General features: G+C 74.5%; 10 protein-coding genes, 1 tRNA gene and 1 other RNA gene. 4 read left to right on the top strand and 8 right to left on the bottom strand.

Annotated elements, in window-relative coordinates:
* Positions 1 to 8 precede the first annotated feature (8 nt).
* An RNA gene (gene ffs / locus I601_RS07555) (signal recognition particle sRNA small type) lies at positions 9 to 98 on the bottom strand.
* 115 nt (positions 99 to 213) lie between these two features.
* Between ffs and I601_RS07550 the strand changes: the two genes are divergently transcribed.
* Positions 214 to 301 (top strand) — tRNA-Ser (locus I601_RS07550).
* A gap of 121 nt (positions 302 to 422) precedes the next feature.
* On the opposite strand, the gene I601_RS07545 is transcribed toward I601_RS07550, so the two are convergent.
* From I601_RS07545 to I601_RS07520, 6 genes are all read right to left on the bottom strand, one after another.
* The gene (locus I601_RS07545) at positions 423 to 1,817 is read right to left on the bottom strand and encodes a S8 family serine peptidase (protein ID WP_157519955.1); all 1,395 of its coding nucleotides are present in this window, start codon (positions 1,815 to 1,817) and stop codon (positions 423 to 425) included.
* Positions 1,814 to 3,262, bottom strand: coding sequence for a type VII secretion protein EccB (locus tag I601_RS07540; protein WP_068107886.1), 1,449 nt, complete (start codon positions 3,260 to 3,262; stop codon positions 1,814 to 1,816). The genes I601_RS07545 and I601_RS07540 overlap by 4 nt, the downstream gene beginning before the upstream one ends.
* A gap of 6 nt (positions 3,263 to 3,268) precedes the next feature.
* The gene (gene eccD, locus I601_RS07535; RefSeq protein ID WP_237089581.1) at positions 3,269 to 4,645 is read right to left on the bottom strand and encodes a type VII secretion integral membrane protein EccD; all 1,377 of its coding nucleotides are present in this window, start codon (positions 4,643 to 4,645) and stop codon (positions 3,269 to 3,271) included.
* Positions 4,646 to 4,782: 137 nt separating this feature from the next.
* Positions 4,783 to 5,076: a WXG100 family type VII secretion target gene (locus I601_RS07530; RefSeq protein WP_068114545.1), complete on the bottom strand. Its 294-nt coding sequence runs from the start codon at positions 5,074 to 5,076 to the stop codon at positions 4,783 to 4,785.
* A 49-nt stretch (positions 5,077 to 5,125) separates the two neighbouring features.
* Entirely contained in the window at positions 5,126 to 5,449 is a 324-nt protein-coding gene (locus I601_RS07525; RefSeq protein WP_084527303.1) for a WXG100 family type VII secretion target, read from the bottom strand.
* Between the two features lie 149 nt (positions 5,450 to 5,598).
* Positions 5,599 to 7,008, bottom strand: a complete 1,410-nt coding sequence (locus I601_RS07520; protein WP_068107885.1) for a ubiquitin family protein — start codon at positions 7,006 to 7,008, stop codon at positions 5,599 to 5,601.
* Between the two features lie 196 nt (positions 7,009 to 7,204).
* Between I601_RS07520 and eccCa the strand changes: the two genes are divergently transcribed.
* A complete protein-coding gene (gene eccCa, locus I601_RS07515) occupies positions 7,205 to 11,230 on the top strand; it encodes a type VII secretion protein EccCa (protein WP_068107883.1) in 4,026 nt (1,341 codons plus the stop codon).
* Between the two features lie 33 nt (positions 11,231 to 11,263).
* Here the strand turns inward: eccCa and I601_RS07510 are convergent, their stop codons facing one another.
* A complete protein-coding gene (locus I601_RS07510) occupies positions 11,264 to 11,782 on the bottom strand; it encodes a nuclear transport factor 2 family protein (RefSeq protein ID WP_237089580.1) in 519 nt (172 codons plus the stop codon).
* Between the two features lie 153 nt (positions 11,783 to 11,935).
* Here I601_RS07510 and I601_RS07505 point away from each other — a divergent pair, with 153 nt between their 5' ends.
* Both I601_RS07505 and I601_RS07500 read left to right on the top strand, forming a co-directional pair.
* Positions 11,936 to 12,181, top strand: coding sequence for a hypothetical protein (locus I601_RS07505; RefSeq protein ID WP_068107881.1), 246 nt, complete (start codon positions 11,936 to 11,938; stop codon positions 12,179 to 12,181).
* 89 nt (positions 12,182 to 12,270) lie between these two features.
* On the top strand, positions 12,271 to 12,795 hold the full coding sequence (locus I601_RS07500) for a LytR C-terminal domain-containing protein (protein WP_068107879.1): 525 nt from the start codon (positions 12,271 to 12,273) through the stop codon (positions 12,793 to 12,795).
* The last annotated feature ends 16 nt before the right edge of the window (positions 12,796 to 12,811 follow it).

Raw genomic sequence — 12,811 nt, 5'->3', positions numbered from 1 at the left:
GGACATGAAAAGGCCCCCCGTGCACCCGACAGAGCTCGCTGACCCTTGCTGCCTTTCGGCCCTGGGGGATTGGGCAAGATGTCGCCACACGGGGGGTTGGCACGAGTGTAGGTGAGGGAGCCGGGGCCACCAACACGGGACTCGCAGGCGGCTCCGCGGTGACCTTCGAGGGGCGATTTCGCGGCGCGCGAGGGCACCGGTACGCTCCTCGGCGGAGGATTCGCCTAGTGGCCTATGGCGCTCGCTTGGAAAGCGGGTTGGGTTAACGCCCTCAGGGGTTCGAATCCCCTATCCTCCGCCAACCGGACGGCGTCGCGAGAGCGGCGCCGTCCGTGTTTTCCCAGCCTGCCCTCGCCCGGACCGCACATTGTGGCCGGGTCGGCGAGAGATCCGGGCCGGGTCGGCGAGACATCTGCGCCGGGTCAGGGGGTGCGGCGGGCCAGGACCGGGCGCAGCACGAGCGCCAGCAGGAGGGCCCCGCCGCCGAGCACGCCCCACCACACCGCGTCGTCGCGGATCGCTGCCAGGAGGTCCGGCTCGGGCCGGGGGGCCGAGGCGGGGTCGCCGCCGACCTCGGCACGGGTGCTGCCGGTGCCGTCGGGCCCGATCTGCTGCAGCCCGCGGGCCAGCGCCTCCTCGGCCTGCACCACCCCGGCGCCGAGCAGCGGCGAGCGGACGTCGGGGCGGCCGTCGGCGGTGCCGACGAGGCGGTCCACGACCTGCGCCGGGCTGTCGTCGGGGTAGGCCGACATCAGCAGCGCCAGCACCCCGGTGACCTCGGCGGCGGCCCAGGAGGTCGAGACGGCGCTGACCCCGCAGCTGCCGCCGTTCAGGCCCAGCGAGACCGCGCCGCCGGTGGGGGCGGCCACGTCGACGGCGCTGCTGCTCAGCAGCTCGCGGCTGCCTGGGTCGGTGCCGTCGAGCACGGCGCCGACGCCGACGACGTGGTGTCCCGGCTCGTCGTCGGGGCCGCCGCGGGCGCCCGCGGGGTGCACGAGGGGCGCAGCGTCCTCCGAGACCGACCAGGCCCCCAGCTCGGTGAAGAGGGGGTCGGACTCGTCGGCGGGCCGGTCGCCCGCCTCGGCCACCACGACGACGCCCTCCTGCCACAGCGCCGCGACCGCCGCATCGATGCGCGGGTCGGCCGGCACGGCGAGCGAGACGTTGACGAGGTCGACCACCGGCCCGCCCCCGCCGCCGGCCCCGCGGACCTCGGCCAGCACGTGCTCCAGCCCCTCGGCCACCCGGACCGCGGACGGTCCCGCCTGGCCCTCCTGGGGAGCGAAGGAGTCCAGCACCCGTACGTCGACCAGGCTCGCGCCCGGCGCGACGCCGACCGGCTCGCCGCCGGGGCGGGCCGGGGCCGCGACCAGCCCGGCCACGATCGTGCCGTGCGGGTCGACCGGTGGCCCGGACGGGCCGGAGGGCCGCACCCCGGCCGCCACGCGCAGGCCAGCCTTCGAGGAGATGCCGGTGTCGAGCACCGCGACGGTGACGCCCGCCCCGGGGAGCAGGCCGCGGCGCGCCAGGCGTTGCTGGGCGGCCACGACCCCCATCGACTCGAGCGGGGCGCTGGTCGCGGCCCACGGTCCCGCCGGCGGGTCGGTGAAGGCGATCTCGGTGCACGCCCGGGTCTCGGGAGCGGCGCCCGACGCGGCGAGGGCAGGTGCCGCTAGCGCAGGACCGGCGCTCACCGCGAGGACGAGCAGTCCCCCCGCCAGCGCCCCGCGACCCGGCCCAGATGTTGCGCCGAGCCGGCCCGGAAGTCCCGCCCACCCGACGCGGACGTCGCGCCGGGGCGACGTACGAGCGCTCACGAGCAGTCCGCACCGGGGTCGGGGTCCGCACCCGTGCCCCGGTCGGGCGGACACAGGGCGGCGGCCTGCGAGAGCGGCACGCCGGTGGTGAAGAGCTCGAGCCAGGCGTCGGGCACCAGCACCGGGTCGTAGTCGCCGTAGCCGAGCAGCTCGGGGGTCTCGGCGCCGACGAGGGCGTTGGCGCGGCCCTTCTGGTCCAGGGCCCAGCGGCTGCCGCTCTCGGTGTCGCCCCAGTCGCCGCTCATCACGTAGGCGCCGCCCCCGGACTCGACGAAGACGTCGCGCTGCGAGGCCGCGCCCACCTCGGTCGCCGAGGCCTCCCCGACCGGGTTGAGCGCGATCTGGGCCCGCGGGCGCTCCCCCGCCGCGGCCTCCAGGAGGGCGCAGTGCTGGCCGGGCTCGCTGTCGAGGACGTCCTCGGGCCAGTGGTTGCCGCTCACGAGTGACGAGCCGGTGCTCCCGAAGGGCAGCTCGTCGAGCTGCTCGGGCAACCGTCCGTCGCGACGCTCGGCGTTCACGAGCACCCGCAGGGCGAACTCGGACAGCTGCTCGGCGCCGTCGGCGGTGACCAGGAAGCCACCGCCGCCCTCGTCGAGGACGTAGTCGCCGACGCGGCCCGCACCGCCGGGCAGCGGCTCGCCGAGGTCGGGCACGTCGAAGCTCCCGACGTCGAGGTCGGCGCCCCGGGGGAACAGGGACAGCCACTCGGTGGGGACCTTGGTGGCGGTGTCGAGCAGCGGCAGGTCGAGGGCGGAGAGGAACGCGTTGCGCTGCACCTGTCCCGGCATCGTCAGGGCGTAGCGGTAGGCCTGCGCCTCCTCGTCGATGGTGCGCTCGGCGGTGCCCACGACCCAGTACGCCGGGTCGGTGCGGCTCTTCGTGGCGACCTTCACCACGAACGCGGTGCCGGGCGCAGGGGTGACCTCGGGGTCCGTGGTCATCGCGACCTTCAGGCCCAGCCCGTCACCGGTGCAGGCGGACCAGCCGGTCTCGACCAGGGAGTCGGTCCCGGGCAGGCTGGCGGGCGCGTCGAGGATGCCGATGTCGGCACCCAGGCGACGGGTCTCGAGGGTCTCCTGCGACACGATCCGGGGCTCGAGGCCGTCGGCGCCCAGGATGAGGTGGGCCGAGGTGATGTTGAGGACGGGCCGCAGCTCGGGGCCCTCGTCCTCGGTGCCCTCGTCCAGGATGACGTAGGCCGCCCCCTGCTCCTTGCTGATGATCAGCCCGGGCTCGTCCCAGTCGGTCGGGGCGTTGCCGGTGAAGACACCGGTGATCGCCGCGCCCGCGACCAGGAGGACCCCCAGCGCGACCCCCCCGACGATGGTGCGACCCGGCCGCGCCGGCTCGACCTCGCGCCCGCCGGGCGCGCCGGAGACGAAGGCCGTCACCAGGCGGCGGCGGCTGAAGGCGTGGGCCTCGACGAGGTCGCGCTTGGTGGCCACCGGGGCTCAGCCCGCGATCGCCGAGAAGACGCCGGTCGCCACCAGGGCGAGCGGGACCAGGGCCAGGAGGCAGATGCTCTCGGCGACGTCGCCGAGCCGCCCCCGTCGCACCGAGGGGGCCGACGGCAGCAGCGTCACGGCGAGCAGCACGGCCCCGGCGACTGCGAGCACGACGGCGGTGGTGGGTCGCCACTGCGGCTGGACCCACAGCAGCGCGAGCGCCACCGAGACCAGACCGGCGATGCCCGAGACGAGGCCGACCAGCACCTCGCTGCCGGTGCGGTACTGCCGGGTGCGGAGCATCACGACCAGGCAGCACACGAGCGCCAGGAGCGTGCCGGACAGGCCCAGCCCGACCGCGACCGGCGCGACCAGGACGAGCAGCAGACCGACGGTCGCGGTGATCGCCAGCAGGATCTCGTGGGCCAGCCGCGCTTCTCGCCCGACCTCCGAGGCGTCGATCGTCTCGGGGTCGGCGGTGATGTCGGCGACGCTGTAGATCTGCTCCACGCGGGCCCCGGTGACGCCCAGCGCCAGCCACGGGAACAGGCTGCCCATCAGCACGACCAGGACCAGGACCGTGGCCAGCACGACGCCCGCGTCGACGTCGCCGGTGCGCAGCACCAGGCCCACCACGCAGAACGCGGCACCGACCACCACGGGGGGCAGCACCAGGGCGCGCCCGTCGCCGAGCCCGAGCAGGGCGACCAGCCCCGCGAGCACCGCGCCGAGACCGGCACTCGCGACCGGCAGGCCGGCGAGCCCCGCGAGCGGGTCGCCGTCTTGGGCCAGCAGCAGGCCCGCGACAGCGGCGTACGCCGTGCCCATCCAGGCGACGGCGACCGCGGCCTCCGGCTCGTCCTGGGCGCGCGAGAGCACGATGCCGCCCGCGACCAGCACCGCGGCCACGACGGCGGCGGCGGTCCCGGCCAGGCGGGTGTCGCTCTGGACCAGCAGGGCCGCGGCCCCCAGGGCCATCAGCAGCCCGGCGGCGCCGAGCGCCGTACGCCGACCGGAGGCGGGCGACCAGGGGCGCAGGTCGCGCTCGACCACGTCGGTCATCGCCTCGACGACGTCGTCGTAGACGCGGGGAGCCTCCTCGTCGACCCCGGCGGTGACGGTGAGGAGGGCGCCGTCCTCGACCCCCTGGACGACCAGTCCGACGTCGGTGGCCAGCAGCCGCCCGTCGGAGGTGACCACGCGGTAGCCGCCGTGCACGGTCAGGGCGTCCAGGACGCCGACGCTGCGGGCCAGCTCGGGCACCAGCTCGGCGACCGGGACCGAGCCCGGCAGGACCAGGTCGACCCGTCGGGTGCCGGAGGCGACGGTGACCCGCACCAGGCCGGCTGCGCGCGTGGGTGCCTGACTCATCTGGGGGCTCATCTCGTCTTCCTCATCGGAGGTCTCGACCGGACGGCGATGCTACTGCGCTGCGAGACCAGGGGGCCGACACCTCGCGGTGCCGGCCCCCTGGTCTCGTGGTGCTCGGGGTCGTGCTGGGTCGTGCTGGGCGTGCTGGGTCAGCCGTTGAACAGCGCGGCGCCGCGCTGGTCGGCCGAGCGGTAGTCCTGGTTGGCCTGCGCCACGGCGACGCTGGTCTTCTGCAGGAGGTCCTTCATCTCGAGGATCGCCTGGTCCCACTTGGCCTTGGCGACCGTGTAGGAGTCCTTGGCGCTACCGACCCAGGCGCCCTTGAGCTCCTTGAGGTCGTCCTCGAGGCGGTTCATCCGGTCCTCGATCTGCTTGACCCCGGTGGCGAGGTCGTTCGAGCCGGTGTCGAGTCCCGCGTGGTTGACGCGGATGCCGTCGTTCATCATCTTGTCTCCAGGTCCGTCGAAGTGCGTGCGTGGCGAGCGGTGCCGGTCAGCCGGGGAGCTGGCCGAGGCTGTTCTGCAGCGAGGTCATGGCGGTCGACTGCGAGTCGTCGGTGGCCATGTTGTCCTTCTCGGTGGTGATGAGGTTGGACTCGAACTCGTTGAGGGCGCTGACGATCTTCTGCTGCTTCTCGCTCCACGCCATGGCCAGCGCCTGGAAGGCCACCGATCCCTGGCCGCCCCACTGCGAGCGCAGTCCCTCGACGTTGCCCATGAGGTTCTTGCTGATGGTGTCGAACTCGCCGCGGGCCTGGTTGACCATGCCCGCTGCCCTCGAGAGGGTCTTCTCGCCCTGTCCGTACTCGTTGCTCACTGCCTGCTCCTTCCTCGCCGCGGCGGCTGCCGCCCACGAGAATCTGCGTGGAATCGCTTCGGTCTCGTCAGCCTGCGGGCCAGTACGTGACGTGATCGCGGACCCGGCAAGGTGCTGTACAGCCCAAGGTGTACCCCTGTCTTTACCTGCTAAACATCCGGGATGGATTCCCACAGGCTCCGGAAGAAGCCGGAGGCCACCACCAGGGAGGCCAGCGCCAGGGCCGAGGACAACCCCTCGGCCACCTCGGCGCGCCGCGCCCACCAGGCCGAGCGCCACCCGCGTCCCGTCGCCACGGCGACCGGCACGACCAGCGCGGCGACCACGACGGCCGCCACGGCCAGGGCCAGCCCGGCGCCCTCGCGCAGCGCCGGTGCCATCGAGGCGCCGAGGGCCGCCCAGCACACGAGGCCGGCCAGGCGCAGCAGGGCCCGGGCGGGACGGTGGCGGTAGCTGCGGGCGGCCAGGAGGATCGCGGCGCCGGACGTCAGCACCATCACCCGCGCCCCGATGACGTCGACGGTGACGTCGGCGGCGCTGAGCAGGCTGGGCGCGGCCACCGCCACGACCAGCAGCACACCGGCGCAGGCCGCGGTGATGGTGCGGGCACCGCTGGTGGCCACCGCGGCCACCGCGGCCTGGGGCACGATCGTGCGACCCCGACGACCTGCCGGGCGCTCCCGCGCCGACCACGCGGTCACGGCGAGCCGCTCGAGGTCGAGCAGCAGCTGGTCGGGCACGTCGACGGCCAGCCCCGGCACGAACCGGGGCGCGAGCACCGCCAGCACCAGCAGCACCCCCCAGACCAGCTGGGTGGGCGCGCCCACGAGGGCACCGGCGACGGTGACGACGAAGACGGCGGTGCCGACGACCACCCAGACCCGCAGCGCCTCCTCCTGGGCCCGGCCCAGCGCCCGTCCGACCGCGGCGGCCAGGGCCGCCACCAGAGCGGTCACCCCCACCACGGTGGGCCGCAGGACCAGGTCGGGCTGCCAGACGACGGCGAAGGCGGCAGCGGCGGCGAAGGCCGGCGCGGCCAGCACCCGGTACGCCGCCAGGCGACCGACCGGGACCACCCCCAGGACCGCGGCGACGACCAGCACGACGACGCTGGCCTGGTGCAACGCCCCGTCGACCTGTGCGGCGCTCCACCCGGCGAGGCCTGCGAGGCCCGCAGCGACGCCCGTCCAGGCCCCGGCGCCCGGGCCCGGCGCGGTCGCCGCGACCTCGGGGCGGGTGCGGCGACGGCGGCCGGGGCCGCTCGGGCCCACGGCACCACCCGGGCCGCCGGGCCCGTCAGGCCCGTCGGGCCCGCCGAGGTCGAGCACGACCAGCAGGGACCCGCTGCGCACCCCGGCCGCGGCGAGGGGCGCGTCCGGGTCGAGGCGGCGGCCCGCACTCGTGCCGAGCGCGGGGGTGCCCGGCAGGCCGGCCTGGGCGGCGTACTCGAGCGCGACGTCGGCGGCGCTGGCACCGAGCGGGACGAGGAGGTCCACGGCGCCGGCCGGACCGTGCACCGTCAGGGCCACCCGGTCGGGGGCCTCGCTGCCCACCGTCATGACCGCCTCCTGCTCCCTGCCCCGATGTCTGCGCGAGTCTGTGCCGAGTCTGTACCGAGGGCGCGGCGAGCGCGGGAAGACGCCCGGTTTGGCCCGTGGTGAGGCAGGGTAGTGCTTGGCGCGGGCGCCGGGGCCACCCTGTAGCCGGGCTGCTGCCGGCCGGGCACCCCCCCCGTGAGCACCGACGAGGAGAGCAGTGACGACCACCTTGCGGGGCCAGCGCCTCGACCAGCCGGAGATGCCGTCCGGTGAGATCCGGCTCCAGCCGCCACCGGAGCTCGACCGCTCGGAGGGCGCGGCCGGGGTGCTGATGAATGCCATCCCGATGCTGGGCAGCCTCGGCTCGATCGTCCTGGTCGCCACCATGGGCCAGTCCTCGGGCAACGGCGGGCGCAGCTTCATCGCCGCGGGCATGTTCCTCTTCGCCACCCTCGGCTTCATCGTGGTCCAGATCGACCGGCAGCGGAAACAGCGGGCCCAGAGCGTGACCGGCTCGCGCACCGAGTACCTGCGCTACCTCGGGACCGTGCGCCAGGTCGCCCGGGACGCCGCCGAGCAGCAGCGCCAGGCGCTGACCTGGCACCACCCCGACCCCTCCGCGCTCCCGGCGCTGGCCGAGGACCGCTCGCGGGTCTGGGAGCACGGCGTGGGGGACGCCGAGTTCCTGCACGTGCGGTACGGGCGTTGCAGCCAGGAGCTGGCGCTGAGCCTGGTGCCGCCCGACAGCGCACCCATCGACCAGGTCGACCCGGTGGCCGCCTCCGCGCTGCACCGCCTGCTGGTGGTGCACCGCAACCAGCCCGACCTCCCGGCGTCGATCGACCTGCGGGCCTTCGACCGGATCGAGGTCTGCGGCTCCGACGAGCCGGCCCGCTCCCTGGCCCGCGCCCTGATCTGCTCCGCGGCGACCTTCCAGTCCCCCGAGCACGTCGTGGTCGCGGTGCTGGCCTCCGAGCAGAACCTCGCCCACTGGGACTGGGTGAAGTGGCTGCCGCACGCCCTGTCCGCCCAGCTCTCCGACGCCGTCGGTCCGCAGCGGATGGTCAGCACCTCGCTGGACGACCTCGCCGAGATGCTGCCCCCCGACCTGAGCGACCGGCCCCGCTTCGGCGCCGACGAGCGCCCGTCGTCCCCGCACATCCTGCTGGTCACCGACGGCGTCGAGCTGCCGCCCGGCAACCACGTCGTGCCCCCCGACGGCCTGCACGGCGTGACCGTCCTGGACCTGCCGTCCCGCTGGGACGAGCTGGAGGACGCCAGCCGCCTGCGGCTCGAGATCGGGGCGGTCGCCGACGCGTCCGGCCGCCTGCCGCTGCGCGCCGTACGGCTGCGCGAGGCGCCGGTGCGGGCCACCGCCGACCAGTGCGACCTGGCCACCGCCGAGGCCCTGGCCCGCCGGCTCACGCCGCTGCACGTCGTCACCGCCGGGACCACCGGCGACGCCGGCGCCAGCAGCACCGAGATCGCCGGGCCCACCGACTTCATGGAGGTGCTCGCGCTCGGCGACGTGCACACCCTCGACCCCGAGACCGCGTGGCGCCCCCGCCCCGCCCGCGACCGGCTCCGGGTGCCGATCGGGCTGGGCGAGGGTGGCGCCCTGGTCCACCTGGACATCAAGGAGTCCGCGCAGCAGGGCATGGGCCCGCACGGGCTGGCCATCGGCGCCACCGGCTCGGGCAAGTCGGAGTTCCTGCGCACCCTGGTCCTCGGCCTGACGCTGACCCACTCCCCCGAGCAGCTCAACCTCGTCCTGGTGGACTTCAAGGGTGGCGCGACGTTCGCGGGCATGGCCGAGATGCCGCACGTCTCGGCGGTCATCACCAACCTCTCCCAGGAGCTCACGCTCGTCGACCGCATGCAGGACGCGCTGTCCGGCGAGATGGTGCGCCGCCAGGAGCTGCTGCGCGAGGCCGGCAACTTCGCCTCGATCCGCGACTACGAGAAGGCGCGCGTCGCCGGCGAGGACCTCGCGCCGATGCCGTCGCTGTTCATCGTGGTCGACGAGTTCTCCGAGATGCTCTCCGCCAAGCCCGAGTTCATCGACCTGTTCGTGGCGATCGGGCGCCTGGGCCGGTCCCTGGGCCTGCACCTCCTGCTCGCCTCGCAGCGTCTCGAGGAGGGCCGACTGCGCGGTCTCGAGTCCCACCTGTCCTACCGCATCGGCCTGCGCACCTTCAGCGCCCAGGAGTCGCGCGCCGTGCTCGGTGTCACCGACGCCTACGAGCTGCCCGCCGTGCCGGGCCTGGGCTACCTCAAGCCCGACCCGACCAGCATGGTCCGCTTCAAGGCCGCCTACGTCTCCGGCCCGCCCTCCGGCCGGGTGCGGGTGCGCCGCGACGAGGGCGGCCACGTCCACGGCATCCTGCCCTTCACGATCTCGGAGGTGCAGCAGCTCGAGCAGCCCGAGCCCGAACCCCTGACCCCGGCGCCCGTCGCGCCCGCCGCCGAGGGCAACCAGCCCTCGCTGCTCGACGTGGCGGTGACCCGCATGCGCGGGCACGGCCCGGCGGCCCACCAGGTGTGGCTGCCCCCGCTGGACGTCCCCGACACCCTCGACGACCTGCTCGAGGACCTCGTCGAGGACCCCGAGCTCGGCCTGGTCTCCCCCGCGTGGCGCCGCCTCGGTGGGCTCAGCATCCCCCTCGGCACCGTCGACCGGCCCCGCGAGCAGCGTCGCGACACCCTCACCGTCGACCTGGCCGGCTCCGCGGGGCACGTCGCGGTCGTCGGCGGCCCGCGCAGCGGCAAGAGCACCCTGCTGCGCACCATCGTGACGAGCACGTCGCTGATCACCACACCGCTGGAGTCGCAGTTCTTCGTGCTCGACTTCGGCGGCGGCACCTTCGCCCCGCTCGCCCAGCTGCCGCACGTGTCCGGCGTGGGCTCGCGCTCCGAGCCCGACGTCGTACGCCGCATCGTCGCGGAGGTGCACGGCATCGTGGACCGCCGTGAGGCCTACTTCCGCGCCCAGGGCATCGACTCCATCGAGACCTACCGCTCGCGCCGGGCCGCGGGGCGCGCCGACGACGGCTACGGCGACGTCTTCCTCGTCGTCGACGGCTGGAGCACGCTGCGCGCCGACTTCGACGACCTCGAGCTGTCGTTGCAGCAGCTGGCCGGGCGGGGCCTGACCTTCGGCCTGCACGTGGTCGCCGCCGCCTCCCGCTGGTCGGACTTCCGCGCCGCGATGCGCGACGTCTTCGGCACCCGGCTCGAGCTGCGGCTGGGTGACCACATCGACTCCGAGGTCGACCGCAAGCTGGCGGCCCTGGTGCCGACGGGACGACCCGGGCGCGGACTGGTGCAGTCCAAGCTGCACTTCCTCGGGGCGCTGCCCCGCATCGACTCGGACCACTCGGGGGCCACCCTCGGCGACGGGGTCGAGGACCTGGTCGCGCGGGTCGGGGCCGCCTGGAAGGGCCCGCGCGGGCCCAAGCTGCGGCTGCTGCCCGATCGCATCGACCTGGCCCAGGTGCGCGCGCAGGCGCAGGTCGACCCCGAGCCCGACCACGGGTCCAAGCAGGGTGGCCCGCTGCTGCTGGGCGTCAACGAGAAGGAGCTGGCGCCCGTCACCCTGGACCCCGACTCCGAGCCGCACCTGCTGGTCTTCGGTGACGGCCGGTCGGGCAAGAGCGCCCTGCTGCGCACCTACGCGCAGGAGGTCATGCGCACCCGCAGCCCGCAGCAGGCCCAGATCATCGTCGTCGACTACCGCCGCTCGATGCTCGGCGAGGTGCCCGAGGACTACCTGCTCAACTACCTCACCTCGGCCACCCAGGCCGGCCCGGCGCTCAAGGACGTCGCCGCCTACCTCGAGCAGCGCCTGCCCGGCCCCGACGTGACGCCCGACCAGCTGCGCAACCGCTCGTGGTGGCAGGGCGCGGAGGTGTTCGTGCTGGTCGACGACTACGACCTGGTCGCGACCCAGCAGTCCTCGCCGGTGCAGGTCCTCGCGCCGCTGATGGCCCAGGCCCGCGACGTCGGCCTCCACGTCGTCGTCGCACGGCGCTCCGGTGGTGCCTCGCGCTCGCTCTACGAGCCGATCATCCAGTCGCTGCGCGACCTGGCGATGCCGGGGCTGCTGCTCTCCGGCTCTCCCGACGAGGGCCCCCTCATCGGCACCCTCCGTCCCGCGCCGGCCGCACCGGGACGCGGGCGCCTGCAGACCCGCGAGCGCGGCACCGAGGTCGTCCAGACCGCCTGGACCGACCCCTCGATCTGACCTCCGGCGGTGCCGGGGGCGGCGTACGACGGCTCAGACGTGGGTGTGCTCGCCCGGCCCGGAGAGCTTGAACCGGGGCAGGTCGCCGAGGTGGTACGTCGCCTCGTAGGTGCGCTGGTAGCCGGTGTGCTCGATCCGCCAGCCGTCAGGCGTGCGCACGTACCGGTCCTCGTAGATCGCCGCGCCCTCGAGCATGAACTGGTACGCCTGCACGATCACCTTGTCCTGCAGGTACCAGCGGCCGGTGGCCCGGTCGCCGTCGATGCTGATCTCGGGGTGGTGGGCCTGGTGCAGCGAGATCAGCTCCTCGCCCATGTGGGTGCGCATGTAGTCGACCAGGCTGGCCCGATCGCCGAAGACCAGGCCGTTGTAGTCGCCGGTCGCCTCCGGGACGAAGCAGGCCTCGAACTCGTCCCACTGCTTGGTGTCCACGCAGCGCAGGTAGCGGTGCTTGAGGCAGCGCAGCTCCTCGAGTGCGTGGAGGTGGTCCAGCTCCGCGGCGAGATCGCGGCCCCCAGTCGCAGAACTAGAACCTGTATCAGTTTTGGTCACGGAGGAAACCTACGACACGGACGTGGTGCAGGTCACGCCATCGCGCCGGAGGTCGAAACCCGCACGTCACCTGGCGTCAACACCCCGGCGACACGGGCGGGCGAGTGTGGGGTCACCCACCGGCCACCCACGGTCCCGACACCAGGAGAACTGATGACCCAGCAGCTCCGCACCAGCCGCGCCGCCCGCTCCTGGGCCCGCGTCAGCACCCGCACCACGCCCCTCGCCGCCCCCGGCCTCGACCCGGCCCCGGACCCCACCCTCGCGCAGGCCCGCTGCGACGACCTGCGCGACCGGCACACCGCAGGCCTCACGCGACTGATGACCTCGCGCGACGACCTGCGCGGTGTGCACGCGCTGGCCGACCTGGTCGACGACGCGGTGCGCTGGTCCGCCTGAACCGGCGCACGTCCGCGCGTTCGGAGGCACACCCGGGTCCGTCGTTACACTCCCGGGTGTGACCTCCGAGCGCATGGACCCCTGAGCCGATGACCCAGCTCCCTGCCGCGGCGCGCTCCGCCCTGACCCTGGCCGTGCTCAGCCTGCTGCTCGTGGTGGGGCTCGTGTGGGGCTGGTCCGCGGCCACCCAGCCGCTGCCGGAGTCGGCCACCTCTCCCGGGGGCTGCACCCCCACGACGCTGGAGGCCGGCGAGAAGCTCTACCCCGACCAGGTGCAGGTCAGCGTGCTCAACGCCGGCGAGCGCGGCAGCTTCGCCTCCCGGGTGCTGGCCCAGCTGACCGCCCGGGGGTACGCCGAGGGCCGCAGCGGCAACGCGCCGAGCGACGCCGAGGTGCAGCGCGTCCAGGTGTGGGCGCCGGACCGCAGCGCCCCCGAGGTGCAGCTGGTGCTCTCGACCCTGGGCAAGAAGGTGCCCGTCGTCGACCGCGGGGTGACCGCTCCCGGTGTGGTCGTGGTCGTCGGCGACCGCTTCGACAAGGTCCGCAAGGGGCGCAAGAACGTGACCGTGGCGAAGTCCGTCGAGATCTGCGTACCGCCCCCGCGGGTGAGCTGACCCCACCCGGGCACGG

The organism is Nocardioides dokdonensis FR1436, assembly GCF_001653335.1.
Classification (GTDB): domain Bacteria; phylum Actinomycetota; class Actinomycetes; order Propionibacteriales; family Nocardioidaceae; genus Nocardioides; species Nocardioides dokdonensis.
This window is presented reverse-complemented; position numbering and strand designations above follow the sequence as displayed.

Bases quoted from the DNA above. Each gene is read 5' to 3' on its own strand.
- eccD (WP_237089581.1), bottom strand. From the start codon at position 4,645: ATGAGCCCCCAGATGAGTCAGGCACCCACGCGCGCAGCCGGCCTGGTG.
- I601_RS07530 (WP_068114545.1), bottom strand. From the start codon at position 5,076: ATGAACGACGGCATCCGCGTCAACCACGCGGGACTCGACACCGGCTCG.
- I601_RS07520 (WP_068107885.1), bottom strand. From the start codon at position 7,008: ATGACGGTGGGCAGCGAGGCCCCCGACCGGGTGGCCCTGACGGTGCAC.
- I601_RS07505 (WP_068107881.1), top strand. From the start codon at position 11,936: ATGACCCAGCAGCTCCGCACCAGCCGCGCCGCCCGCTCCTGGGCCCGC.
- I601_RS07500 (WP_068107879.1), top strand. From the start codon at position 12,271: ATGACCCAGCTCCCTGCCGCGGCGCGCTCCGCCCTGACCCTGGCCGTG.